The organism is Rhizobium sp. TH135 (assembly GCF_002855515.1).
Classification (GTDB): Bacteria; Pseudomonadota; Alphaproteobacteria; order Rhizobiales; family Rhizobiaceae; genus Allorhizobium.
Map to the genome: position 1 here is coordinate 185,107 of NZ_PKRP01000001.1, position 26,109 is coordinate 211,215.

Below are 26,109 nucleotides of genomic sequence, written 5' to 3' on the forward strand. Positions count from 1 at the left end.
TATCCTTTTATTCTAAACGCCCGAATTCGATGCCGGCGCCATGCGCCACTTCGTTTTCAGGCTCTACATGAATGGTGACGCGCGTGCCCGGCACCGCCTTGTGCACCGCCATTTCCAGCCGGTCGCAGATCACATGCGCGTCGCGCACGGTCATCTTCGATGGCACGACCAGATCGAAGGCGACGAAGGTCGCGGCCCCTGCCCGGCGCGAGCGCAGGTAATGCACGCCGAGCGAGCCTTCGGAATTCTCCTTGATCGCCTGACGAATGGCCTCAGCCTCGTCCGGTGACACGGCGATGTCCATCAGGCCTGCCACCGACTGCGCAATCACCTTCCAGCCCTGCCAGATGATGTTGAGGGCAACCAGGATCGCGAGAACCGGATCCAGAATGGCATAGCCGGTCGCTAGTACCAGAAGAAGGCCGATGATGACGCCGATCGAGGTCACCACGTCGGACATGATGTGCTGGCCATCGGCCGACAACGCCGGCGAGCGATGGCTGCCGCCGACCCGGATCAGCAGCGTTGCCCAAGCTGCATTGATGATGGCAGCAAGGCCGTTGATCGCCAAGCCAAGGAACGGCGCTTCGGGCAAAGTGGGGTTCTGCAAGGCCGGGATCGCCTCGCGGATGATCAGCAAAGCTGCGACAACGATCAGCACCCCCTCGAGCACCGCCGAGAGATATTCCGCCTTGTGGTGACCATAAGGGTGATCGTCATCAGCCGGCTTCTGCGCATAGCGAATGACGAAATAGGCGATGAAGGCGGCAATCACATTGACGGTCGATTCCAGACCATCGGAGAGCAGCGCGACCGAGCCCGTCACCCACCAGGCGAGAAGCTTCAGCCCCATGACCCCGAAGGCAAGCGGAATGCCCCAGAAGGCGATGCGCCGCACCAGATTACTGTCCTCAGCCGCCATGGCCATCTTCCCTGCAGATGCGAGTGAATTGCAGCAGCAATTCCAAAAACGACAAAACCGCCCGGCAAAGCGGGCGGTTCGTTTGAATGTCGGCAGTGTAATGGCGAAGGGTTAAGGCGAGGTCAAGGCGAAAGGGCGGGTGTGCACAGGGGGATGTGTGACGAGAATTGAGCAGGTCCTTGCTGCAATACGGTGATTTTGAGATACTACCGATATCAACAAGCGGAGACGGCCATGTCGACGATCACCATCGCGATTACCGACGCCATGAAGGAGTGGATCGACGCGAAGGCGCAGAGCGGTGACTTCCAAGGTCCGGCTGACTATGTCGTTGATCTCATCAGGCGGGAGCAAGAGCGCGCCAACAAGATCACATCAATGCAGACATTGGTGGACGAAGGCCTAGCCAGCGGCATTGGCCACCGATCCAAGCAAGAGTTGCTCGAAGCCGCCCTCACCAACGTCCGGGCGAGGCGCGAAGGATAACATGGTGTATCGGCTAACATCAAAAGCCGAACTTGACATCATCGCCATTGCGGAAGTGGGCCTGTCCAAATGGGGCCGAGCACTGGCGGAGGAGTATATAGATGGGCTCTATGCACTCTTTGACCGGATTGCCTCCTCACCGCGCATGGCGAGAGAGCGAAACGAACTAGCTCCGCCAGTTCGGGTCCAGCGCTACAGGGCGCATCTGGTTCTCTATCTAGTGGAAGGCGACGACATCCTCATTGTACGCCTTCGCCATGGCCGGGAAGACTGGCAGTCAGACCCGTAGAGAAGCTGTCTCAGCGCGGCCTTTTCAAGCCGCGCCCCGCCCTCGCCTCCTCAGGCCGCCTTGACCTTCTTCCGCTTTGCGAGCTTCTCCACGACGTTTTCAATCATCCGCATGCCGGCGTCGCCGCCGAGCGTCATGATCGATTCCGGATGAAACTGGACGGCGGCCACCGGTTCCTTCGCGTGTTCGATGCCCATGATCGTGCCGTCCTCGCTTTCCGCGGTGATCACGAAATCACGGTGCAGCGTTGCCGGATCGGCAAAGATCGAGTGGTAGCGGCCGACGGTCACTTCCTTGCCCAGACCTTCGAAGACGAGGCCGGGTTCGAGCACGCGGATGCGCGACGGCTTACCGTGCATGGGAACCGCCAACTGGCGCAGGTCGCCGCCATAGGCTTCGGCCAGCGCCTGCAGGCCGAGGCAGACGCCGAAGATCGGCAGCTCGCGGGCGCGCGCCTTCTTGATCGTCGCCTTGCAATCGAAATCCGTCGGTGACCCCGGACCGGGCGACAGCACCACGAGATCCGGATTGAGACGGTCGAAGATCTCCTCCGGCACCGGCGTGCGCACGGTGTTCACCGTTGCCCCCGTCTGGCGGAAATAATTGGCGAGCGTGTGGACGAAGCTATCCTCGTGGTCGACGAGCAGGATGTTGACGCCCTCGCCCACGCGGGCCACGCCGCGCTTGGACTTCGGATCGGACTTGGCGTCACGGATGGCGGCGATCATGGCGGAGGCCTTCAATTCGGTTTCGGCTTCTTCTTCCTGCGGGTCGCTGTCATTGAGCAATGTGGCACCAGCGCGCACCTCGGCAATGCCGTCCTTGATGCGCACGGTGCGCAGCGTCAGCCCCGTGTTCATGTCGCCGTTGAAGCCGACCATGCCGATCGCGCCGCCATACCAGGCGCGCGGGCTCTTCTCGTGCTTTTCGATGAAGCGCATGGCCCAGAGCTTCGGCGCACCGGTGACGGTGACGGCCCAGGCATGGGAGAGGAAGCCGTCGAAGGCATCCATGCCGTCGCGGAGCCGCCCCTCGATGTGGTCGACGGTGTGGATGAGGCGCGAATACATCTCGATCTGCCGGCGACCGATGACCTTGACCGAGCCCGGCTCGCAGACGCGAGACTTGTCGTTGCGGTCGACGTCGGAGCACATGGTCAGCTCGCTCTCGTCCTTCTTGGAGTTGAGGAGCTTCAGGATCTGTGCCGAATCCTCGATCGGGTCGGCACCGCGCTTGATCGTGCCGGAGATCGGGCAGGTCTCGATGCGGCGGCCGTTCACCCGCACGAACATCTCCGGCGAGGCGCCGACGAGATATTCCTGGTTTCCGAGATTGATGAAGAAGGAATAGGGCGACGGATTGATTTCCTTAAGCCGCTTGGAGATCTGCGATGGCTTTGAATCGCAGCGTTCCATGAACTTCTGGCCGGGAACGACCTCAAACAGGTCGCCCTTGCGGAAGCTCTCCTTCGCCTTGGTGACCAGTTCGGCATATTCGCCCGGACGATGATCACCGCGCGGCGGGATCGTGTCCGTATGCTTGAATGGCTCAGGCGCGATCTCTTCCGACTGGCCGACGGTGGTCACATCGCCCTTGGTGAAATCGTAGCGATCGATCCAGGCCTTGGCGGAATAGTGGTCGACGACGAGGATCTCGTCGGGGAGGAAGAGCACCATGTCGCGCTGGTCGTCGGGACGGATGAGCTTTAGGTCGATAGCGTCGAACTGGAATGCGAGATCGTAGCCGAAGGCGCCGAACAGGCCGATGGCGGCGTCTTCTTCCGAATAGAAGAGTGCGGTAATGGCGCGCAGCACGGTAAAGACCGTCGGCATCTTCGAGCGCTCTTCTTCGGTGAAGACGCGCGACGGCAGCTTCACGTCAAGATCGAGACGCGTGGCGGTACGCTCGCCCAGCGCCAGGTCTTCGACGGAGGCAAGAGCCTCGGCGATCATGGTGAGCAGCGCTTCGCCGCGGCCGTTATAGGCTTCGATCCAGACCTTGCGGCCGAAGGAGGAAATGCCGAGCGGCGGATCGACGATCGCCGTATCCCAGCGGGTATAGCGACCGGGATATTCGTAGTTCGAGGAAAAGACAGCACCACGCCGCTCGTCGAGCTTGTCGACATAGCTGGAAACGGCATCGGCATAGGGCGTCGGGCGGCGCTTGCGCGAAACGGTGACACCGCCGCGCGTCTGATAGGCTTCCGCACCGTCTTCCTGCAAAATCGTCGACATGTCAGTCCTTTTCCGTTCTTCGAGGCCCTCTCCCGGCGCCTTGAATACAAAAAAGCCGCCTCAGGAGTGTGTCCGGGCGGCTTTGGGGTCAATCGTCTGAAGACATGACTGGTCAAGGCCGCGTTAGCGTGCCCACCACCATGCAAAGGTCTTCGATACGATCTTCATGGGCGATTTGATAACCCGAGGCGCAGCCGCGCGCAAGCGGGATTTCAGCGGAGAAAAATCGAACCTTTTGCGGCTCGCGCCGTTGTCGCCACGGGGCCAAGCATGGGAGCGGCGATGAGGACTGTAACGCGCCTGACACTGATATGGCTGGCAGCAACCGGCGTGACCCTGCCGCAAACCGGTCCAGCGCCCGTGCCGAAACCCGGTGAGCCGACGGTCGAAAGCGGATCCGAGACCGTGACCAAGCCGGAGGACGGGACAACGGCAGCAGATCCCGGCGAGCAACCCGCCCTGCCCTCCGGCAACGCTCCCAAACCCTTGGCCGACCCTCGCGACGAGGCCGATCCGGCGCCAGCGGACGCGGAGAAACCCGAAGCGAAACCTGAGACACCCAGCCGTGATCACGAAGCCGACGTGAAGGAAAGGCCGGCAAAGCCCGAGGCCGCTGCACCGCCGCCCCCTCCCGACCCCGCTCCAGTCGCGGAAACTCCGGAAGACCTGGCGCTCTGCCTGAAAGACCTGAAGGCGATTGGCGCTGATTTCAGCCAGGAACAGACAATCGACGGAGAATTCGGCTGTGGCATCGCTAACCCGGTCACCGTTCGCCGCATCCTGCCCGAGGTGGCCCTGGAGCCGGAGGCCACGCTTCGCTGCGACACGGCGCTGAGCCTTGCCCGCATGACCCGCGACATGCTGATCCCGGCAGCGGCCCGCGCCTTTCCGGACAAGCCAAAGCTCTCGGGCGTCGGCCAGGCCTCTGGCTATGTCTGCCGAAACCGCAACAGCGCGGACGACGGCAAGATTTCAGAGCACGCCTATGGCAACGCCGTGGACATCGCAGGCTTGAGCTTCGGCGATGAAAAGATGCCGGTGATGATCGCGAGACAAGACGACGGCACGGCGGAAGCGGCTTTCCAACGCGCCTTCAACGCCCTCGCCTGCCTGTATTTCACGACGGTGCTCTCACCCGGCAGCGACGCGACACATCAGGATCACATGCATCTGGATGTGATCGAGCGAAAGAGCGGGTTTCGGTATTGCCGGTAAACGAAAAACGGCGGCGCCCGGATGGGACGCCGCCGCAGGCGGTGGAAACGAAGGGTGGGTTAGAACTTCTGGGTGAGCGAGATTTTGAAGGTACGGCCTGGCTCGGAGTAGTAGTCAGCTGGCTGATATGAGGTGCCGGTGGTCTGGACGTCCCGCGTAGCGACTGCATTCCAGTAAGTCTTGTCAAAGATGTTGTAGACCCCGGCCTGAATGCGCAGCCCCTGGAACTGCTCGGGCGCCCACCATCCAGAAAGATTGAAAACTCCATATCCGGGTGCGTCAAAGGTCTCGTATGCTGTGGCCGTGCTTGTGTATTGCGTGCCATCGTCACGCATGCCCGCCGAGAAGACACCAGAGAAATCAGCGCCCCAGGTTGCCGTCTCGTAGCCGACGCCGATGACAGACTTGAACGGTGCGACGGAGCGCAGGTACTCGCCTGTGCTTTCGTCTTCGCCATAGGTATAGGCGAGCGACGCATGCACCAAGAAGCCGCTGTCGAACCGTTTGCTGGCAGACGCCTCAACCCCTGCAATCCGGACCCGGTCGAGATTGCGATAGGTATAGAGCGTTCCATCTCCACCCGTGAACGGGTTCGAGAAAGCATCCGTCGTCGTTTCGTACTGTTCGATGAAGTTGCGGTACTTGTTGTAGAAGCCCACAACACGGGCAGCATTCGCCCCATCTTCGAAATTCGCCCCGATCTCGAAGCCTTGTCCGGTTTCGGCCTCAAGGTCTGCATTGCCGACCGTTGCATAACCGCTCGATGCATTAGTGAAGTTTAGGTAGAGTTCGTTCACCGTTGGGGCACGATAAGCCATAGACCATTGGGCAAAAAGCTGCAGATTGGGTGTCAGGTCGTAGCTTGCCAGAAGCTTCGGCGAGAAGGCGGAACCATTTGCATCATCGGGGAGCCCGAAATAACCGGAGCCGGTATTATTGGAATAGCCGTCCGATGGCTCGGTGTTATAGTTATATAGGTCGAAGCGAAACCCGGGCGTCAGGGAGAAAGGCCCTCCGTTGAAGGTGATCTTGTCCTGGAGGTAGGCACCGAAGCGCACGCCGTCGACATCCGGGATGTCGGACTGAGATACTGTCGTCGTGGGAACGGCACTGAGGAAACTTTCAGCGCCGAAGAGAGCGACATCACCACCAACGGTGATTTCATGCGCCAGACCTCCTGCCTCGACGCTCGCATTGACCTGGCCCGTCAGACCATAGTCATTTTCCGAGAGGCTGTTTTCGCGTTCGTAAAGATAGGAGACGTTGGTGGTCGTTCTGAGGCGCGTTCCCGACGAGCCAGCCACCTTCTCAAGCCGCTGCCAGTAAGCGACCAACGAAGCACTGTCGATCAACGAGTCGGCAGCGATCGCTTCATAGGTATAGTCAACCGAGACCCGGTCACGGGCCGTCGTGTCGAAACCCACATAGTCGCGCTGGTAGACGCCGGTACTCGCCGAGCCGGTGCCCTGGATGGTGTTAAGCGTGGTGTCCGTATCGCGATGGAAACGCTCCGCGGTCAGGCCAATGCGATGGCCACCTTCGAGATCCTGACGGAGTTTGAGCAGCATGTTGTATTGCGTGTAATCAGCCGGATTGACCTCTGTGCGCATCACACCCGTGCCACCAACATCGCCCTGGCCTTGCAGTTCATGCCCCTTTTTGTATCCAGCCTGAAAGAGCACGGACGTGTTTTCGACCTTCTTTGCGGCAGCCACCGAACTGCCAAAACTGCTGTCGGCGCTGTCATAGTTGGTCTTGCTGACGACACCCCAATCCTTGCTTTCGCCGATGAGGTCTTCGGGTTCCAGCGTGCGCAAGATGACGCCACCCGCAAGACTTCCGCCACCAAGACGGCTGGAATCGGCACCCTTTACAATGTCAATCGACGACAGTGAGGAGAAGTCGTAGCTGTCCGAACTGTCACCGGTTGTGGTCGTCGGTGATTGCGTGCCTGAACGTGCGGTGTTCTCGATATACGGTATCGGCACGCCGTCGATCAGCGTCGAGATGCGAGCGCCGGTCAGGCCGCGAATATAGAGCCCTCCCGAAGCCCCTGGTCGGGTGCGGACATAGTCGACCGACGGATCCTCATTCGACAACTGACGCGGATCAGTGATCTCCTTCTGCCTGATCTCCTCAGCCGTCGTTTCCGTCGCCAGCGGTGTATCGACCACCGAGCCTGCCGGCACGCGTTTGCCCTTGACCACAATCGTCTGCAGCTGCGTCTCGTCGCCCGTGGTCGCCGTCGTGGCGTCCTGGGCATAGGCGGGAAGGATGGCAGAGCTGGCCATAAGAGCCGTGCAGGCAAGCAGGAGGGGGCGGAGAGACCGGGAGCCCATGCGAATGTCCTTTCAAAAGGCCAGCAGAAACTGATCCCGCACCCGGGGTTGGGGTGCAGGCTGGCCGAACGTGATTGCGTCAAAATCGGGGCGGAGCTGAAATTTCCGCCGTAATCACGCCGTATAAAACATGATTATCTGAGTCAACATATAAAACATGATTCTTTTAATCATGAATTGTGATCTGCGTCACCGTGGCGGAAATATCACAAATACCCGTTAGTTTCCGGAGGCTAGAACAGTCCCTCGATCGCCCCTTGCGCATCGAGGCGGATACGCTCGGAGGACGGTACGCGCGGCAGACCCGGCATGGTCATGATCTCGCCGGTGATCGCCACGATGAACCCGGCACCAGCGGAAAGACGGACTTCCCGCACATGCACGGCATGGCCCTCAGGTGCGCCGCGCAGGGTGGGATCGGTGGAGAAGGAATACTGCGTCTTCGCAATGCAAACCGGGAGATCACCATATCCCTGGCGTTCCCAGTCGGCGAGTTGCTCACGCACCGCCTTGTCGGCCGTCACCTCGCCAGCCCGATAGATCTCGGCGGCAACCCGCTCGATCTTGGAAAGGAGCGGCATGGCATCCGGATACAGCGGATGGAAGCTGGACGGGCTGTCGGCGATCCGCACCACGGCCTCGGCAAGATCCGTGATGCCGGCGGAGCCATCCGCCCAGTGTCGGCAGAGCACAGCCTCGGCGCCGAACCCCTTGGCAATCGCCTTGACAGCGGCAATCTCGGCGTTTGTATCGCTGGTGAAATGGTTGATCGCAACGACCGCCGGTACGCCGAACTTGGCGAGGTTTTCCAGATGCCGCGCGAGGTTCACGGCGCCACGCTCGACGGCAGCGACATCCTCGTGGGAAAGATCCTCCTTGGCGACACCGCCATTCATCTTCAGCGCCCTGACCGTCGCGACGATGACGACGGCGGAGGGTTTGAGGCCTGCCTTACGGCATTTGATGTCGAAGAACTTTTCCGCGCCGAGATCTGCACCGAAACCGGCTTCGGTCACAACATAATCGCCGAGCTTCAGCGCCGTCTTCGTCGCGATCACCGAATTGCAGCCATGCGCGATATTGGCGAAGGGACCGCCATGCACGAGCGCCGGATTGTTTTCGAGCGTCTGCACGAGGTTTGGCTGAAGCGCCTCCTTGAGCAGCACAGCCATGGCGCCGTCAGCCTTTAGATCCCGGGCAAAGACCGGCGTCTTGTCGCGCCGATAGCCGACGATGATCGCGCCCAACCGCCGCTCCAGATCGTCGAGATCGGTCGCGAGACAAAGGATCGCCATGACTTCCGAAGCCACAGTGATGTCGAAGCCGGCCTCGCGCGGGAAACCGTTCGAGGCGCCGCCGAGCGAGGTGACGATCTGGCGCAGCGCCCGGTCGTTCATATCCATCACCCGCCGCCAGCTGATGCGGCGCGTGTCGATCTCGAGGTCATTGCCCCAGTAGATGTGATTGTCGATAAGCGCCGAGAGCAGATTATGCGCCGAAGTGATGGCGTGGAAATCGCCGGTGAAGTGGAGGTTGATGTCCTCCATTGGCACGACCTGCGCATAACCGCCGCCAGCCGCCCCGCCCTTCACCCCGAAACAGGGCCCGAGCGAGGGTTCGCGAATGCAGATCACGGCCTTCTTGCCGATCCGGTTCAAGCCATCGCCGAGCCCGACCGTGGTTGTCGTCTTGCCCTCGCCTGCCGGTGTCGGGTTGATGGCGGTGACGAGGATCAGCTTTCCGTCCGGCCTCTCAGCGAGCGACTGAATGAACGCAGCCGAGATCTTTGCCTTGTCATGGCCATAGGGAATGAGGCTTTCGGAGGGAATGCCGAGCTTGCAGCCGATCTCCTGGATCGGCCGCTTGGACGCCGCACGGGCGATATCGATGTCGGATGCTACGGTCATGGTTCCCCCCTGCCTTCTGTTGGCCGGAGGATCGGACGGCGCGGCCCAACTAGCAAGCAGTTAGGCCGACTTTATTCACAACGAAACAGATTTGCCCAAAACCGACATGCCGCCGAAATCGCCCTCTTGCCTGAGAAGGCAACGATGTAATATTTGCGCCGCAACAATTGCCCTTAAGAGGACGCCTTGATGAAATCGCTGGAACTGCTGATCGAGAAAATCATCCTGTCGAGCCGCTGGATCCTGGTGGTCTTCTATCTCGGCCTGGTCGCAGCGCTGGCCGTCTATGCCGTCTCCTTCGGCTACAAATTCCTGAAGATCGCCCAGAATGTCTTCGTCTACGAAGACTTCGAGATGATCCTTGCCATGCTCGCGCTGATCGACGCCGCCCTGGTGGCGAGCCTGATCGTCATGGTGATGATCTCCGGCTATGAGAACTTCGTCAGCCGTTTCGACGAGGCCGATGATCAGGTTTCCTTCCTCGGCAAGCTCGACGCCGGCAGCCTGAAGATCAAGGTCGCCTCCTCGATCGTCGCCATCTCCTCGATCCACCTGCTGCAGGTCTTCCTCAACGCCAACCAGTATACCGATGGCAAGCTGATGTGGCTGACTCTGATCCACCTCGCCTTCGTCGTCTCGGCGGTGATGCTGGGCTATCTGGAAGTGATGATGAACGGCAAGAAGAAGGGCAGCGACGCAGACAAGATCTGAGATCTCCTCGCTGGCTGCCCTCTCTCGAGACACAGGACAAACCCGCCTTTGCAGGCGGGTTGTCTATTGACGATCAGCCCTCGCCGATCGCGATCAGGCTGGCATTGCCGCCGGCAGCGGCCGTATTCACCGAGATCACCTGCTCGACTGCAAACCGGCTGAGGTAAGCCGGACCACCGGCCTTGAAGCCGGTGCCGGACATGCCCGAACCACCGAATGGCTGGGTACCGACGACAGCGCCGATCATGTTGCGGTTGACGTAGATATTGCCGGTGTCGAGCGCTTCCGTCACGGTGCGGATCGTCGCCTCGATGCGGCTATGCACACCGAGCGTCAGGCCATAGCCTGTAGCGTCGATCGAGGCGATGACCTGGTCGAGAGCCTTGGCCTTCCAGCGCACGACATGCAGAACGGGGCCGAAGATCTCCTTGGTCAGCGCCTCGGGGCGGTCGAGCTCGACGATATGCGGGGCGAAGAAATTGCCGGTCGCGGGCACCTTTCCGGCATAGCGCACCTTCTGGCTCCGCTTCATCTCGGCGATATGAGCCTCCAGCATCGCCTTCTGCTTCTCGTCGATGACAGGGCCGATATCAGTGGTGATCTCGAGCGGATTGCCGAGATTCAGTTCGCGGGCAGCGCCCTCGATCATCTCCAGCATGCCATCGGCAATATCTTCCTGCAGATAAAGGATGCGAAGCGCCGAGCAGCGCTGGCCGGCCGATCGGAAGGCGGAAAGCACGACATCGTCGGCCACCTGTTCGGCAAGCGCCGTCGCATCGACGATCATGGCGTTGAGACCACCGGTTTCGGCAATCAACGGCACGATCGGGCCGTCCTTGGCAGCGAGCGTCCGGTTGATCGCCTGGGCGGTTGCCGTCGATCCGGTAAAGGCAATGCCGGCGAGCTTCGGATGGGCAGCGATGGCAGCCCCGACATCACCGGCACCGGGCAGCAGCATAAGCACATCCTCGGGCACACCGGCCTTGTGGAAGAGCTTCACAGCCTCAAACGCGATCAGCGGCGTCTGCGGTGCCGGCTTGGCGACAACCGCATTGCCGGCAACGAGGGCGGCAGAGATCTGACCGAGGAAGATGGCGAGTGGGAAATTCCATGGTGAGATGCAGGCGAAGACACCACGGCCGCGCCAGGACAGACGGTTGAGTTCGCCCGTCGGGCCCGGCATCACTTCGGCGTCGCCGAACTGGCGGCGCGCCTGATCGGCATAATAGCGGCAGAAATCGACCGCCTCGCGGATTTCGGCGACGCCATCATCCAGCGTCTTGCCTGCTTCGTGTGCTAGCAGCGACAGCAGCCGGTCACGATCGGCCTCCATCAGGTCGGCCATCTTGTCGAGGGTGGCAGCACGCTCCTCGATGGGCAATCGCGACCAGCCGGCAAAGCCCTTTCGGCCGGCGGCAAAGGCCCGGTCGACATCGGCGGGTGTCGCGTTGCGCACGGTGCCCACCTTGCGGGAGCGGTCGGCGGGCGAGAGCACCGGCTCGTCGCTCGTCGCGCCGGTCGCGCCGGGTACCAGCGGATGAGCCGCGATCTCGGCCAGCGGCTGGCCGATGCGGGCCATCAGCCGTTCCAGATTGTCGCGATGGCCGAATTCGAAGCCGGCGCTGTTCTTGCGGTCGCCGTAGAGCCCCAAGGGCATCGGGATCTGGCTGTGGCGGGCGCTGTGACCGTTGCCGAGGCCGAGCTTTTCCGTCGGGCGTTCGAGCAGCGCCGAAACCGGAATATTCTTGTCGCCGGCAACGGCGACGAAGGACGAGTTCGCGCCATTCTCAAGCAGACGACGGACGAGATAGGCGAGCAGATCGCGGTAGCCGCCGACAGGCGCGTAGATGCGGCAGGCAATGCGATCATTGCCGGAGAGAAGCGTGTCGTAGAGCGCCTCACCCATGCCATGCAGGCGCTGGAATTCGAAGCCGGTGCGGTCAGTGCCGGCCAGTTCGATGATGGTCGAGACGGTGAGCGCATTGTGGGTCGCAAATTGCGGGAAGATGCGCGCCCGCTTTTCCATCAGCTTGGCAGCGCAATGCAGATAGGAAAGATCGGTCGCAGGCTTGCGGGTCCAGACCGGGTAGTCGTCGAGACCACGCTCCTGGGCGCGCTTCACTTCTGTATCCCAATAGGCGCCCTTGACCAGACGCACCATCATCCGTCGACCATATTGCTGGCAGAGGGTGTCGATGTAGTCGATCACCTGCGGCGCGCGCTTCTGATAGGCCTGGATGGCAAGACCGAAGCCGTCCCAGCCTGATAGCGAGGGATCGGCAAAGACGGCAGCGATCACGTCGAGCGAAAGTTCAAGACGATCGGCCTCTTCGGCGTCGACGGTGAAGTCGAGCTGATGCGCCTTGGCCATCTGCGCGAGCTTCAGGAGATCCGGCACCAGCTCGCGCATGACACGATCGCGATGGGTTGCGAGATAACGCGGATGCAGCGCCGAGAGCTTGACCGAGATGCCCATGCGGTTTGGCAGCTGCTGGCTCTTGCCATGCTTGGCCATATGCGCGCCGATCGCCTCGATGGCGCTGGCATAGGACTGGAAGTAGCGCTTGGCGTCTTCAGCCGTGCGGGCGCCTTCGCCCAGCATGTCGAAGGAGTGGCGATAGCCGCGTTCTTCGCTCTTTGCCGCACGCGACAGGGCGTCCTTGATGGTTTCGCCGAGCACGAAGTGGTGGCCAAGGAAGCGCATTGCCTGCTTGGTGGCGGAGCGCACGGTGGGCAGGCCCAGGCGCTTCACGAGACCACGCATGACGCCCTCAGGCGTTTCGCCAGGACGAATGACGCGGGCCGACAGACCAAGCGCCCAGGCCGAGGCCGAGACGAACCAGCTGTCGCCATGCGCCTCGTGTTCGCTCCAGCCGCCCTCTTTCAGCTTGTCCTCGATCAGCCGGTCCTGGGTCAGCGCATCAGGCACGCGCAGCAGCGCTTCCGCCAGCACCATAAGCGCCAGACCTTCACGGGTGGAGAGACCATATTCGCGCAGAAAATCCTCGACGCCGCCGATCGAGCCGGAATTATTCCTGATGGCATCGATATAGGTCGTGGCGCGACGGTCGATGGCGCCGTTTTGGCTCTCCGACAGCGTCAGACGTGACGCAAAGTGGCGCATGAACTGGTCGTCGTCGCCGGCATAGGGGGCTTCGAAACGCGGAAAATCTGTCGTGGCTGGCTTGATCATTGTCACCTCCGTGGTATCCGCAACATATCTTCGCGTTTACCGATTTTCTCGCTATTCTTCATTCATTTTTCTGGCATATTCACTACAGAACTGGAGTCTGGTAGAGAATGAGCAAGGAAATCGACCGCCTCGACCGCAAGATCCTGCGCGCCTTGCAGGCGGAGGGCCGGCTGACCAACATCGAGCTTGCAGAACGCGTGAATCTCTCGGCCACCGCGACCGCCGAGCGGGTTCGTCGGCTGACTCGGGAGGGCTACATCACCGGCTACATGGCCATGCTCTCACCGCAGAAGCTCGGTCGCAACCTCCTGGTATTCATCGAAGTGAAGCTGGACCGCACGACGGCGGATGTCTTCGACACCTTCGCCGCGGCCGTAAAGCGTTCGGACGATGTGATGGAATGCCATATGGTGGCGGGCGGCTTCGATTATCTAGTCAAGGCGCGCGTGGCCGGCATGGAAGCCTACCGGCAATTCCTCTCGGAAGTGATTCTGCCCCTGCCCGGCGTGCGCGAAACCCACACCTATGCCGTGATGGAAGAAGTGAAGGCTGTGTCGGCTTTGCCCGTATGAAGATCACGATAATAGGCAAATGCCATTTTGATCGGCAGCGGTCAGACATTAGTCATATTAATAGTGACAACCCCCGAAAAACTGCTAGCTTTTCGACCGCACTGATATATTGGTCATAAACTTCCGATTTGTTGTCAACTTTCGAAATTGATAAAATGTTGTCAGAACGACAGACGCTCTTGAGCCAGGACATCGGGGGCTGTCAGAACCGCGCCGATTTGATGGATTGCTGGTCACGGGCGACGCGTGAATACGGCCTCGACTATGTGACCTTGGCGGCGGCACCGACCTCGCACGACAGGCTCCTCGGGCCATTGGTGCGGGAAACGACCCTGCCGACCGAGTATTGCCGTGAGTTCGACCGGCTGGAATTTCTGCGGCAGTGCCCGACAGTCCCGCACATCAGCAAGTCGATCATGCACAACCAGTGGACGATCGGCTCCGACGGCCAGACGCCGAGCTTCGATTGCCCACCCGAATTTGCCGCGCTGATGCGCAAGTTCCGGCTGATTTCGGGCATTCTCTTCTCGATGAATTCCGTCGATGGCAGCCGTTTCGTGGTGCGTTATGACGGCGACCGCGGCATGCTGAACATGGCGGAGATCAACGAACTGTCGATGCTGAGCATCCAGGCGTTTGATGTCTTCGATCGCCTGCGCCGCACGGCGACCAACACCAACGTCCTCTCGGCGCGCGAACTGGAAGTGGTCCGCTGGACCGCCCAGGGCAAGACCTCGCTGGAGATCGGCCAGATCCTGTCGCTCTCAGACCATACGGTCAACGCCTACATGACCAATGCCATCCGCAAGCTGGACTGCGTCAACCGCACCCAGCTCGTGGCCAAGGCCATCCGGATGAAGATAATCAGCTGAGGCGGACGACGCCTCAGTACATCGTCTGGCGGTAAGCGACCTCGAGATTTTCGTCCATCCGCGTCATCGCCTCGGGGTCATCAGGCGCACCCGTGGTATCGTCGAGGATCATCTGCATCAAGGACGGCATCTCGCTGCGATCCTGCCTGCTTCCCGGATCCCAGAGATGCGAGCGCCGGAATGCCTTCGCGCAGTGCAGGAAAACTTCGTCCACCTCGACCACGATGGCGAGTTTCGGAAGCCTCTCCCCGACCGCCATCTCTTCCAGCAGATCCCGCTGCGTCGTTAGACGCGCCCGCCCATTGACCCGCAATGTCTCGTCATATCCCGGGATCAGAAACAGCAGCCCGACCGATGGATTGGCGATGATATTGTCGAGCGTATCGAGCCTGTTGTTGCCCGGTCGGTCAGGAATGGCCAGTGTACTGTCATCGAGAATACGGACAAAGCCCGCCGCATCACCCCGCGGACTGACATCCGCCCTGCCCTCGTTCCCCTGCGTGCCGATGCACAGAAAGGGCGAACGGCGGATGAAGGCCTGAGCGTTCGGACCCAGCGTGTGGCGTTGCTTTTGCAACGCTAGGGCATGGGTCGGCTCGTAAAGACTGCGGAGCGAACCCGCGTCCTTGATCAGAAAATCCGGCTGTAGTTCAAATGTCGACATCACGGCGCCTCCCACGCAGCGTTGACACACCTCATCACAGCTGGTCCGCACCGGCGATCGTCAGCCTTGCGAATGCGCAATGAGGTACGTACCTCAGGAGATCTTTAGCGCACTTAGCGAGTGGCAGCAAGCGGATTTGAACGAGATAGTTGAGCGTGAAACAGCAGCGACAACCTTCGCTCGCCCGGCAGCCGGAGCAGCGGGCGAGCGATCAGGAAGGTATCAGCGATCCAGGATGGACTGTATCTCCACCATGTTGGAGCGCACCCGCAGGATGTAGAAACCCATGGTCGCGAGATGCGTCGGCATGATCCAGCCGTCCTCGCTGCCGTTCGAGATGATCGCCGGCTGGATGCGGAGCGCGCCCTGCAGCTGGCGTTCCATCTCGGTCCAGATGGCAGTCAGGTTACGCTCGCGGATGACGCCGCTGAAGTCGGCGCGCGTTGCCTGCAGCAAGGCATACTGGGCGTAGAGCTGGCCATAGGCGAACCAGAAACGGTCGTCGGCACGCGTGTCGAACCAGCCGGCATTGAACTCTTCCGAGCGGCGACGCAGGATATCGGAGGTATTGCCGAGATCGCTCGCCATGCCGTCCAGGAGCTGCAGCAGGTTGTCGGAGCGGGTGTCGAAGATTGCATCACAGCTGGCAAGCGATGTGTTGAAGCGGTTCCAGCTTTCGACCGCCGCCCGGTAGTAGCTCGGGGTCGGCGTCTTGAAGCCAAAGGGGTCGGTGCCGAAATACCAGGTGCTTTCGTCGAACTGAATGTTGCCACGCGCATCCTGCAGGTCATTGTTGATGCCCGATGTGCCGCGCACGCGACCAAGATTGTCGGCGAGCTGGATGCCGGTACGGCGCACCACCTGGTTCACGCCGCGCTGGAAGGACGCCTTGTTGTCCATGTAGGGCGTGTTGTCCCAATCGATCCCGAAGAGACCCAGCTTGTAGAGCAGCGTCGAGGAGATCCAGACGTTCTGGTTGACGTTCTGGTCGGTGAGCGCGGCACTGATCATCACCACCGCCGAATCCTGGCAGCGGTTGGCCTCGCCGGGCAGCGCAGTTCCCGCCGGCACCGTGCGTTCCTCGAACTTGTAGGCCTGGACGAAGGCCGGATCGAAGGCATACCAGACCTGGGTGCGATAGATGAACTGGCCATAGAAGATCACCAGCAGCACGAGCACGGCGAGGATCGGCCCCTTGATGATCCAGCTGCGGTCGCGATACCAGCCGTGAGCGGCGAGGAACGGCCAGAGGAACCACGCGACCACCATGCCGATGCCGCGCCCGATGGCGGCAAAGACGCGCTGGAAGAACGCGATGATCGGGTCAAGCATGGTCATCTCCTAGTCCATAGAGGCGTTTGCGGAAGGCTGCCTTGTCCTTCAGATAAGTGTCGGACAGGCGGGATACAACATAATCGCGATAGGCTTCCGGATACTGGTCATAGGCCCGGTAGAAGCCCTGCTTGTCGAAGACGAAGCGCGAGACGAAATCGTCTGCCGTCAGATGCGCGATCAGCCTGTTGGTCAGCCACTGGTCGGGATGGCCGGGCTCGGCGCGCACGAGCCAGAGCCTGAGCTTCGGATCGATATCCGCCATCCGGAGATTACCAGTGCGCGCCAGGGTCCTGAGCGCTTCCTGGAGCAGCGGATAGACCCCGCGCTCGTTGATCGCCTTGGCATTGCGATGCAGGAAGGTCTGCATCCAGACCGCATCGATGCGGGTGAGGTCCGGCACCGGATCGAGCGTGGCCGCCACCGACAGCAGCGCCATTTCCAACCGATGGGCAAACAGACCCGAACTCTCGACCCAGCTCGCCCGCGGCAGCTCGAGCCGGTTCGTGCGCGCCAGGAAGTCGCCGACCTGTGCCCCGTCATGGATCGAGATATAGCTCACCTGCCAGGGCCGCGACCGGCGAAAACCGGGCGCGCTTGGATCGCAGATGACGGTGGTGATCTTCTCGTCGACAAAGACGAAGACACCGCCGAAATGATCGGCCCAGAAAGCGTCGTGGCGGAAGACGAGTTTATCCGGCACCAGCGTATTTTGCCGAATGTCGCCGGTCTCTTTCGCCAGCGACACCATGCGCTCCAGCATCGCGTCGTCACGCCAGGCATCCGGGCTTGTGACCAGCGCATCGCAAAGCTGCCGGAGCTGCCCCGCCTTGCCGAGCAGGTCTTCCGCCGAGAGGACCTTAAACTTCACCTCGTTGATCGACAGCAGATCGTCGAGCGTCTTCACCTCGGAGACGCTATCCTCGATCTCGCCATAGAGCGTGTCCTTGAGCGTGATCGCATGGATGGCGCGGGCATTGGCGGCGAAGAACTCGTGCATCAGCCCGGCGGTGTTGGAAAAGCTCGTATGCACCACCGGCAGGCTGTCCTGCTCCGGGGTCAGGATGATGAAGCGACGGTTGACCTTCAGCGGATCAAGATAGTCGGGATCGCCGAGCTCAGCCGCCACCTGCGGCGAGAAACCGGTGATGTCGATGTTGAATTCGGTGAGCTTGGTCGCCGGCAGACCAAAGGCGACCAGCGCCTTGTTGTAGCGGGCAATCAGATGCGGCTCGCGAATGGGCAGCAGGCGGCCATAGATGAGTTCGGCTTCGAGGAGGCGGTTCATGGCTTTACCATTTCCCCTCCCCCTTCATCCTCTCGATCTCGCCGATCGCCCGCTCGCGCTGGCGCTCGCGGCGGATGATCTCCGTTACAGCAGCATCATCCGACTTTTCAGCATAGCGGAATTCGCTGTCAGCGTAGCGGTTGATCTCTTGGCAGATCATCTCCATCGTCACCGGGCCGCGAAGCTCCGCAATCATCGCCTTCTTCTCGTCGTAGCTCTTGTGAACGAAAGCGTCAGGCTTTTCGAACCAGGCGTCGGGCAGCTCGACATCCATCGCCCGCATCTTGATCGCATCGGTGATGTTCTTGATGGCGCGGCCGGTAAAGCGCGGTTCGGCGAGCTTGATGGCATGCAGATAGGCGCCGACATCGGCCAGCGTCTCTATTCTGCCCTCTGCCTTCTCGTAGCGTTCCCAAACAGCAACAAGCCCGTCTTCCTTGGGGCGGTCATGCTCTCCATAGGAGCGGCTGACGGCCTTCTGGATCTCCTGGCCGGCAAACAGCTGGTGTTCACCAAGCGGGATCTGGTGGTTCTTGCCGACCAGCAGCGAGAAGATATCGATATAGTCCTCGCGGGTCTGCGGCCCGTCGACGAGCCAGCGGGCGCCGGCGCGCTGGCGCAGGGCATCGTCGACATTCTCAGGGTAGTTGGAGAACATGCCGAAGGTGGCGTTGCCCCGCACGACGGTCGAGGCGCCGGCGAAACTCTCCATCAGCACAGCCGTCACCTCGTGCTGGCCGGCCGAGGCCCGGTCGTCGGAGCGCTTGGCCGTAACCTGGTCGACATCGTCGATCGTGCCAAAGCCAATGACGCGCGGGTTGAGCACGTTGTTGACGAAGCTTTTGCAATTCTGGCCGGACTTGCCCTGATAGGACGAGATCTGGTCGACGCCGAAATTCTCGTAATGGAAGGCATAACCCGCCATCTTGCAGTAGTCGTTGAGCAGCCCCGCCAGCATCTGGATCAGGATCGTCTTGCCCGTCCCCGGCATGCCATCACCGATGAAGGTGAAAAGGAAGCCGCCGAGATCGACGAAGGGGTTCATCTGCCGGTCGAAATCATAGGCCATCAGCATCTTGGCGAGCTTCAGCGCTTGATACTTGGCGATGTGGTTGCCGATGATCTCTTCGGGCTTCTTGAAACTCATCGAAAGCGGCTTCGATTTGACGCCCGGTACGCCATCGAAACCGTCGAGGGTGAAATCATCCTGATCGACGCGGATATGGGCGTTTTCGAAGACGCCAAGATGCTCGAAGCGGGCCTTGCGAGTGAGCAGCCCGTCGAGCGCGAGATCGGCAAGGCCGCGGACCCGGCCGATCAGGGTCGCATCGTCACCCGCCCCCTTCACTGCCGTATCGATGCCGGCGACCATGCTCTTGAGCGCGTCCTGCGCGGTGTCGAACAGGAAGTCCGGCTCGCGGATGCCGTCGAGTTGCTCGCCCTCGCCTGCGACGGTGGACTTCAGATAAGCGGCAAAGGCAAAGGCCGCGAGATAGGCCTGCGAGGCGAGAAGCGCCTTAAAACGGGCGGCCTCCTCGCCTTGCAGCGGCGCGCTGATGTTACGCGCCTGCAAGGGCTCAAGCTCGCTCTGCCGGGCAAAGACATCCGATATCGCAAGCGCCACCTGCGCACCGCGCCGCACGCGGTAGAGCACGGTATGCTGAGCAGGCGTCAACAGCGGATCGGCAGTCCCGGTCGCCTGGATGGTCTTGGAAAGCTCGATCTCGCGGGTGCGCCGCACCGATCCGGTCGAGACCGTCGAGACGAACCGGCGTCCCGTGCCGGCGATCGGAGCACCGGATGCGCCCTCGCCCTGGTCGAGAACCACGACGCGCGTCACCAGTCCCTGGGCGACAGCCATATGCTTCGCAATGTCTTCTTCACGCAGCGTCGTCAGCCCTGCCGTCAATTCACTCATGCTCAGACCTCACTCACGACCTGGTTGCCCGAAATCACATGCACCTTGAAATTGCCGAAGATCGGCTTGATCTCGCCGGCAGCATAGAGCGCCTGATAGGCGTCATGCGGCACCAGCGCGTGCTTCTCGTAGGTCGACACACCCATGCGCGCGGCCTCAAGATCATGCGTCTCGATGTGGAACTCCTGGGTGGCCGGCGTGGACGAAAAGAAGCCCTTCACCGCCGGCTGCTCGCGCTTGGAAAACACCTCCTGCACCGTCCAGGTCATCACCCAGGCGTTCTCAGGCTTGCGCACCCGGTCGAGGATCTCGGTCACCCGGCCGGAATTCTGGGTAAGCCCCGTCGAATAGAGCGGCCCGAGCACCACGCGCCGGATCGACTTCGGATGCAGGGTCGGGAAATCGCGGTCCATATTGGTCGCGATGGTGGCCGGCGTCAGTGAGTAAGCCGAGTTCTTGGCGCAGAAATCGTCGAATGTGCGGGCAAGCTCCGGATTGAGCAGACCGCCGACCGGCAACGGGATCTCGACCTCCTCGTTGAGCTTGCCGTCCTCGGTCACCAGGATCTTCGTGACGTTTTCGGCGGAATCCTCGATCGTCGCCAGATAGATCATCGGCAGCGTGCTCACGCCATCGAAGGCAGCCCAGCTGACGAGATAGGACGGTCGGCGTGACTGCGGATTGACGCTGACGGCAACTGTGGTCGGCAGCACGAAGGGCGAGAAGATCTCCCCGGCCTGAACCTGCTCCAGATAAAGCCGCTCGGCAATCTGCTGCTGCAGCGCCGCCGGAAACTCCTTCTGCCGCAGGATGAAATCGACCATCTCGGCGCGCAGCTTGCCGACATCAGGGATGGTGGAAAGTCTGGAGGCGGCTCCCGCGCGATCGTTTTCCAGCTCCAGCACGTTCTGGAAGATCGGAAAGCCGCTCTCCGCCTGGGCGATCTTGAACTGACCAGTAAAGCCGATGCGGTTCTGCCAGGAGTTGAAGGAGTTCCGCAGGCGATCGAGATAAGGCAGCAGATGCAGTGTCGGCGGCCCCTTCTCGCCGAAGCGGCGATCGGACTGGCCGAAGAACTGCTCGAGGCCCGCGAGCGCCGAGGCCATGGTGCTGAAATAGTGCGTCACGGCACTGTTGCGATCGACGACGTTCATGCCCCTCCCCCCATCGACAGGACCGCGCACCGCAAGAGCGGCACGCGGCCTGATGGCCGCGTCCACGTCATGGGCACGATCAAGGCTTCACGTAGTTGGCCGCATTGTGCTTGTCGAGAACCGACTGGAAGCGACGCGCAAAAGCGTCGTCGGCAAGCTTCTTGCGGCGCTGGATGTCCTGCGTCGAGAGCATGTTCTTCTCGTGCAGTTCCAAGAGATCGCCGATATGCCGCTGGGCGGCGGCACCAATGCCGGCCATCGTTTCTTCGGCCGCCGTATCGACCTGCGAACCCAGCGTGTTGATCCGGTGGGCGACTTCCTGCTGGGCAGCGGTCTTCAACGAATCTTCCAGCGCCTTGTAGAGCACGATGCGCTGCTCAGTATCGATCGTCAGCTTGTTGATCAGCGTGTTCTGGGCAGCGATCTGGTTGTTCAAGCTGTCGACGAAGGTCTGGAACATCGAGGTGTAGCGTTCCAGCGTCTGGCTCTCGGCAAGAAGCTCCTGCTCGCGGGCCTGCGCCTGATTGTAATCGGTCGCAAGCTTCGAGCGTTCGGCTTCCAGATCCGTGCGTTCCGAGGTGTCTGTCGAAGCGGCGATCTTGTTTTCGATATCGAGCAGCGCCGGATTGAGCGTTTCAATGCGCTTCTGGGTCTCTTCCAGATTGGCGATCGTTTGCTTGCGCCGCTCGATCACCTGCACGAGGCTGGCCTCGGAGGTCTTGTAGCGCTCTTCGAGAACCGTCTTCTGTTCCTTGAGAATGCCGACAATGCTGTCGGACTTGGCGAGCAGTTCCTGCAGATTGCCGGCAAGCGACATGTTGCGGACGCGCTCGGTGCGCATGCTCTGCGCCTTCTGCTTGGAAAAGATCCCGATGAATTTTTCCATGCCGGTCAGGCTCTTCATGCTTTCGAACTCGGCACCGAAGACATTGGTCGCGTCTTCCAGCCCGATGATCAGGTCAGCGATGTTCGCCTCCATCACCTTCTGCTGGTTGAGCACATCCGAGATCCGGGCATTCTCGATATCGAAGTCCTGGCCGACGAGCTTGGAATCGCTCTTGGCGAGCGTATCCAGCACCACACCGGACTGTTCGATCTTGCCGCGCATCTCCGACACGATCTTGCGCGTCTTCTCGATCTCGCTGTCGAAGGATTGCAAAGTCGCCATGTTGTCTCCCTGTCCCTCATGCCGGCGGCGCGCCGGACTCGTTGCCTACCACCATAGCGCGTTTCCCGTTGCGGGAAAGTATCGCAGCGCACAGGAGCAATCGCCTTCATCCGATATGGATGGTCGCAGCCCCCACACAAGAGGCGCTATCAGAGAAATGCGACAGCCGCGAAACGGCTGCCGCATCGGGGAGTTGTGTCGAGATCACTGGCCGCCGGCAGCGGGGTCCTTGAGATAGGCGATGATGTTGGCGAGATCATCGTCCTTCTTGACGCCGGCATAGGCCATCTTGGTGCCTTTCACGACGGCCTTGGGCGCCTTCAGATATTCGGAAAGCAGCGCCTCATCCCAGACCTTGCCGGCACCGAACTCGGTCATGGCAGGCGAATACTTGTAGTCGGCGATCGAAGCGACCGGGCGACCGACGACGCCCTGCAGCGTCGGGCCGACCTTGTTCTTGGCTTCGGTCGCGATGTGACAGGCCTGACAGGCCTTGAAGGCCTTGGCACCGGCAACCGGATCACCATCGGCAAAGGCGGGAAACGGTGCTGCGGCAAGCGCGAGCAGCATAACCAGAGATGACGTCTTCATCGGAACTCCTGTATCCAAACAACGGGCGCGGAGGCGCCGCATTCATCGCATCACCAATTCGCATGGCACGCAATCCAACACTTTGACGGCCATCAAGATCCCGAACTTTTTTTGAAATGCGGCTGCCCCCTGCGCAGAAAGGGCCTCAGGTCGCAAACAGGGCCGTTCCTGCGACGCAAACGCGCGGGCATCCTTGCATTTCTCCGGTATTGAATGTTGACTTGGGAACATCATAAAAAACCGGGAGCCTGCAAATGACGTATCGTACCTCTTGTCGCCGAACACTCGTAGCCGCCGTTTCGCTGATCGCGATCAGCGCGGTGCCTCTCGCCGCCCAGGAAGCCGAGAGCTGCTCGACCGTGCGCTTCTCCGACGTCGGCTGGACCGACATCACGGCGACCACCGCCACTGCCACCGTCATCCTGAAGGCTCTCGGCTACGAGCCGACGACCACGGTCCTCTCCGTCCCGGTCACCTATTCTTCGCTGAAGAACAAGGACATCGACGTCTTCCTCGGCAACTGGATGCCGACCATGGAAGCCGACATCGCCCCTTACCGCGAAGAAAAGTCGGTCGAAATCTTCGGACCGAACCTGGAAGGCGCGAAATATACGCTCGCCACCAATGCCAAGGGCGCCGAACTCGGCATCAAGGACTTCGCGGACATCGCCAAGAACAAGGATGCGCTCGAAGGCAAGATCTACGGCATCGAGCCGGGCAATGACGGCAACCGCCTGATCCTCGACATGATCGACGGCAACAAGTTCGAGCTCGGCGACTTCGAAGTCGTCGAATCCTCCGAACAGGGCATGCTCGCTCAGGTCGCCCGCGCCGAAAAGGATGGCACGCCGGTCGTCTTCCTCGGCTGGGAACCGCATCCGATGAACGCCAACTTCAAGCTGACCTATCTGTCCGGCGGCGACGATGTCTTCGGCGCGAACTTCGGTGGCGCGACCATCTTCACCAACACCCGCGCCGGCTACACGACCGAATGCCCGAATGTCGGCAAGTTCGTCACCAACCTCAAGTTCTCGCTCCAGATGGAAAACGAGATCATGGGCAAGATCCTCAATGACGGCCAAGATGCCGAAGTGGCAGCAAGCGACTGGCTGAAGGCCAATCCGGCTGCTGTCGAGCCCTGGCTCGCCGGCGTCACCACCAAGGATGGCGGCGACGGCCTCGCAGCGGTGAAGACGGCCCTCGGCCTCTGATCCCTGTCCATCGATCGTGGAACCGCGCGACCGGAAGGGGGATCCGGTCGCGCGGCCTCCCAGGCATTAAACCTGTGGCCAATCGGGGACTTCAATGGATTTTCTGACCGACAACAAGCTGCCCATCGGGCCCTTGTCGAAAAGTTTCGTCGATTGGCTGACGGCCAATGTCGATTTTGTATTCGATTTCATCGCGACCATATTGAGCGCTTCCATCAACGCCATGCTCTTCGTGCTGCAGGCGCCCTTTCTCAAGGGAACGGCAGTGGAAGCCTTCTATCCGCTGTTCATGATCCTGGTGTTCTCGCTGATCGCCTGGGTGATGCGCCGCTCTCTCGGCGTCACCGTCTTCACCTTCCTCGGCCTACTCCTGATCTATAACCAGGGCTACTGGAAGGAAACGATGGAGACGCTGGCACTTGTGCTCGCCGCGACAGGGGTCTGCATGGTCATCGGCGTGCCGATCGGCATTGCCTGCGCCCGCCGTCCCTGGCTCTATGCAGCCGTGCGGCCCGTGCTCGATCTGATGCAGACGATCCCGACATTCGTCTACCTCATTCCGGCGCTCATCCTCTTCGGTCTCGGCATGGTGCCTGGCCTGATCGCGACCGTGATCTTTGCGATCGCAGCCCCGATCCGCCTGACCCGCCTCGGCATCATCTCCACCCCGCCTTCCCTGGTGGAAGCCGCCGTCGCCTTCGGGGCAACACCGATGCAGGTGCTGCGCAAGGTTGAGCTGCCCTTTGCCACGCCGCAGATCATGGCAGGCCTCACCCAGACGATCATGCTCTCGCTGTCGATGGTCGTCATCGCGGCACTGGTCGGCGCAAGCGGCCTCGGTGTGCCGGTCGTGCGTGCATTGAATACCGTCAACATCGCCCGGGGCTTCGAGGCAGGTCTCTGCATCGTCATCCTCGCCATCATCCTTGACCGGATCTTCCGCATTCCCGGAGAAGACACATGACCGACGCCGTCATCTTCGACAATGTCGACATCGTCTTCGGCGACAACCCGCAACGCGCGCTTGATATGGTCGACCAGGGCAAGACCCGCGATGAGATCGGCGCTGAAACCGGCCTCGTCCTCGGCGTGGCCAAGGCATCGCTTGCGGTCAAGGAAGGCGAGATCCTCGTCCTCATGGGCCTTTCGGGCTCCGGCAAGTCGACGCTCCTGCGCGCCGTCAATGCGCTCGCCCCTGTGGTTCGCGGCAATGTCAGCGTTCGCACCGAAAGCGGCTATGTCGATCCCTACAAGGCGTCCGCCCAGGTCCTGCGCGATCTGCGCATGCACACGGTCTCCATGGTCTTCCAGCAGTTCGGCCTCCTGCCCTGGCGGACGGTTGCCGACAATGTCGGCTTCGGCCTCGAGCTCGCAGGCGTTCCGGAACCCGAGCGCAAGGAACGGGTGGCTGCCCAGCTCGAGCTCGTCAACCTGTCGAAATGGGCCGAGCGCCGGGTCAACGAGCTCTCGGGCGGCATGCAGCAGCGCGTCGGCCTTGCCCGCGCCTTTGCGACCGGCGCCCCGATCCTTCTGATGGACGAGCCCTTCTCGGCGCTCGACCCGCTGATCCGCACACGCCTGCAGGACGAGTTGCTCGAATTCCAGGCGCGGCTGAAGAAGACCATTCTCTTCGTCAGCCACGATCTCGACGAAGCCTTCCGCATCGGAAACCGCATCGCCATCATGGAAGGCGGGCGCATCATCCAGTGCGGCACCCCACAGGAGATCGTCCAGAACCCGACGAACCAGTATGTCGCGGATTTCGTTCAGAACATGAACCCGATCAACATGCTGATCGCCTCCGACGTCATGCGCCCCGGCGTCAGCGGCGAACAGGGCCAAGTGACCGGCACGACGGCTCCGCGCACGCCGCTGGTCGACGTGCTGGATGCGCTGGCACGACAGCCCGGGACGATCGGCGTCGTTGACAATGGCGTCGTCATCGGCACCATCGACGCTCAGGATGTGGTGAGCGGACTGACGAAGCACCGCCGCAAGGCGTGACGGCCCAGGCCCCGCATCGAAGACAGACGCATGCGGGAG

At 61.3% G+C, this 26,109-nt stretch carries 21 protein-coding genes; 9 read left to right on the forward strand and 12 right to left on the reverse strand.

What is annotated here, in order from left to right; translation table 11 throughout:
* Positions 1 to 7 precede the first annotated feature (7 nt).
* Complete coding sequence (locus C0V73_RS00950; protein ID WP_102018129.1) at positions 8 to 922, reverse strand: cation diffusion facilitator family transporter; 915 nt, start codon at positions 920 to 922, stop codon at positions 8 to 10.
* Between the two features lie 234 nt (positions 923 to 1,156).
* Between C0V73_RS00950 and C0V73_RS00955 the strand changes: the two genes are divergently transcribed.
* Positions 1,157 to 1,408, forward strand: coding sequence for a type II toxin-antitoxin system ParD family antitoxin (locus C0V73_RS00955; RefSeq protein ID WP_102018130.1), 252 nt, complete (start codon positions 1,157 to 1,159; stop codon positions 1,406 to 1,408).
* A 1-nt stretch (position 1,409) separates the two neighbouring features.
* Entirely contained in the window at positions 1,410 to 1,697 is a 288-nt protein-coding gene (locus tag C0V73_RS00960; protein ID WP_102018131.1) for a type II toxin-antitoxin system RelE/ParE family toxin, read from the forward strand.
* Positions 1,698 to 1,747: 50 nt separating this feature from the next.
* Here the strand turns inward: C0V73_RS00960 and C0V73_RS00965 are convergent, their stop codons facing one another.
* Positions 1,748 to 3,931: an anthranilate synthase gene (locus C0V73_RS00965; RefSeq protein ID WP_102018132.1), complete on the reverse strand. Its 2,184-nt coding sequence runs from the start codon at positions 3,929 to 3,931 to the stop codon at positions 1,748 to 1,750.
* A gap of 282 nt (positions 3,932 to 4,213) precedes the next feature.
* Here C0V73_RS00965 and C0V73_RS00970 point away from each other — a divergent pair, with 282 nt between their 5' ends.
* Entirely contained in the window at positions 4,214 to 5,146 is a 933-nt protein-coding gene (locus C0V73_RS00970) for an extensin family protein (protein ID WP_102018133.1), read from the forward strand.
* A 59-nt stretch (positions 5,147 to 5,205) separates the two neighbouring features.
* Here C0V73_RS00970 and C0V73_RS00975 read toward each other — a convergent pair whose 3' ends face one another.
* Both C0V73_RS00975 and C0V73_RS00980 read right to left on the reverse strand, forming a co-directional pair.
* Positions 5,206 to 7,485, reverse strand: coding sequence for a TonB-dependent hemoglobin/transferrin/lactoferrin family receptor (locus C0V73_RS00975; RefSeq protein WP_102018134.1), 2,280 nt, complete (start codon positions 7,483 to 7,485; stop codon positions 5,206 to 5,208).
* A 233-nt stretch (positions 7,486 to 7,718) separates the two neighbouring features.
* Positions 7,719 to 9,392 (reverse strand): formate--tetrahydrofolate ligase, encoded by a 1,674-nt coding sequence (locus C0V73_RS00980; RefSeq protein WP_102018135.1) that lies wholly within the window; start codon positions 9,390 to 9,392, stop codon positions 7,719 to 7,721.
* A 189-nt stretch (positions 9,393 to 9,581) separates the two neighbouring features.
* On the opposite strand from C0V73_RS00980, the gene C0V73_RS00985 reads away from it, so the two are divergent.
* Positions 9,582 to 10,103, forward strand: a complete 522-nt coding sequence (locus C0V73_RS00985; protein WP_102018136.1) for a TIGR00645 family protein — start codon at positions 9,582 to 9,584, stop codon at positions 10,101 to 10,103.
* A gap of 73 nt (positions 10,104 to 10,176) precedes the next feature.
* Here C0V73_RS00985 and putA read toward each other — a convergent pair whose 3' ends face one another.
* Positions 10,177 to 13,296: a bifunctional proline dehydrogenase/L-glutamate gamma-semialdehyde dehydrogenase PutA gene (putA, locus tag C0V73_RS00990; RefSeq protein WP_102018137.1), complete on the reverse strand. Its 3,120-nt coding sequence runs from the start codon at positions 13,294 to 13,296 to the stop codon at positions 10,177 to 10,179.
* 107 nt (positions 13,297 to 13,403) lie between these two features.
* Here putA and C0V73_RS00995 point away from each other — a divergent pair, with 107 nt between their 5' ends.
* Together C0V73_RS00995 and C0V73_RS01000 are read left to right on the forward strand one after the other, a co-directional pair.
* Positions 13,404 to 13,868 (forward strand): Lrp/AsnC ligand binding domain-containing protein, encoded by a 465-nt coding sequence (locus C0V73_RS00995; protein ID WP_102018138.1) that lies wholly within the window; start codon positions 13,404 to 13,406, stop codon positions 13,866 to 13,868.
* Between the two features lie 155 nt (positions 13,869 to 14,023).
* A complete protein-coding gene (locus tag C0V73_RS01000; RefSeq protein ID WP_245407844.1) occupies positions 14,024 to 14,740 on the forward strand; it encodes a LuxR C-terminal-related transcriptional regulator in 717 nt (238 codons plus the stop codon).
* Between the two features lie 13 nt (positions 14,741 to 14,753).
* On the opposite strand, the gene C0V73_RS01005 is transcribed toward C0V73_RS01000, so the two are convergent.
* From C0V73_RS01005 to C0V73_RS01035, 7 genes are all read right to left on the reverse strand, one after another.
* Positions 14,754 to 15,404 (reverse strand): pyridoxamine 5'-phosphate oxidase family protein, encoded by a 651-nt coding sequence (locus C0V73_RS01005; protein ID WP_102018139.1) that lies wholly within the window; start codon positions 15,402 to 15,404, stop codon positions 14,754 to 14,756.
* Positions 15,405 to 15,626: 222 nt separating this feature from the next.
* On the reverse strand, positions 15,627 to 16,736 hold the full coding sequence (locus C0V73_RS01010; RefSeq protein ID WP_102018140.1) for a DUF2333 family protein: 1,110 nt from the start codon (positions 16,734 to 16,736) through the stop codon (positions 15,627 to 15,629).
* Positions 16,729 to 18,024, reverse strand: coding sequence for a DUF6638 family protein (locus C0V73_RS01015; protein WP_102018141.1), 1,296 nt, complete (start codon positions 18,022 to 18,024; stop codon positions 16,729 to 16,731). Before C0V73_RS01015 ends, C0V73_RS01010 begins: the two co-directional genes overlap by 8 nt.
* Before the next feature lie 4 nt (positions 18,025 to 18,028).
* On the reverse strand, positions 18,029 to 19,942 hold the full coding sequence (locus C0V73_RS01020) for an AAA family ATPase (protein ID WP_102018142.1): 1,914 nt from the start codon (positions 19,940 to 19,942) through the stop codon (positions 18,029 to 18,031).
* A 2-nt stretch (positions 19,943 to 19,944) separates the two neighbouring features.
* Entirely contained in the window at positions 19,945 to 21,096 is a 1,152-nt protein-coding gene (locus tag C0V73_RS01025) for a hypothetical protein (RefSeq protein WP_102018143.1), read from the reverse strand.
* A 79-nt stretch (positions 21,097 to 21,175) separates the two neighbouring features.
* The gene (locus tag C0V73_RS01030; RefSeq protein WP_102018144.1) at positions 21,176 to 22,264 is read right to left on the reverse strand and encodes a hypothetical protein; all 1,089 of its coding nucleotides are present in this window, start codon (positions 22,262 to 22,264) and stop codon (positions 21,176 to 21,178) included.
* Positions 22,265 to 22,468: 204 nt separating this feature from the next.
* The gene (locus tag C0V73_RS01035) at positions 22,469 to 22,855 is read right to left on the reverse strand and encodes a cytochrome c family protein (RefSeq protein ID WP_102018145.1); all 387 of its coding nucleotides are present in this window, start codon (positions 22,853 to 22,855) and stop codon (positions 22,469 to 22,471) included.
* A gap of 254 nt (positions 22,856 to 23,109) precedes the next feature.
* Between C0V73_RS01035 and C0V73_RS01040 the strand changes: the two genes are divergently transcribed.
* The 3 genes from C0V73_RS01040 to choV all read left to right on the forward strand — a co-directional run bounded on the left by C0V73_RS01040 (position 23,110) and on the right by choV (position 26,070).
* On the forward strand, positions 23,110 to 24,066 hold the full coding sequence (locus C0V73_RS01040; RefSeq protein ID WP_102018146.1) for a choline ABC transporter substrate-binding protein: 957 nt from the start codon (positions 23,110 to 23,112) through the stop codon (positions 24,064 to 24,066).
* A gap of 94 nt (positions 24,067 to 24,160) precedes the next feature.
* A complete protein-coding gene (gene choW, locus C0V73_RS01045; protein ID WP_102018147.1) occupies positions 24,161 to 25,030 on the forward strand; it encodes a choline ABC transporter permease subunit in 870 nt (289 codons plus the stop codon).
* Positions 25,027 to 26,070 (forward strand): choline ABC transporter ATP-binding protein, encoded by a 1,044-nt coding sequence (gene choV, locus C0V73_RS01050; RefSeq protein ID WP_102018148.1) that lies wholly within the window; start codon positions 25,027 to 25,029, stop codon positions 26,068 to 26,070. Before choW ends, choV begins: the two co-directional genes overlap by 4 nt.
* The last annotated feature ends 39 nt before the right edge of the window (positions 26,071 to 26,109 follow it).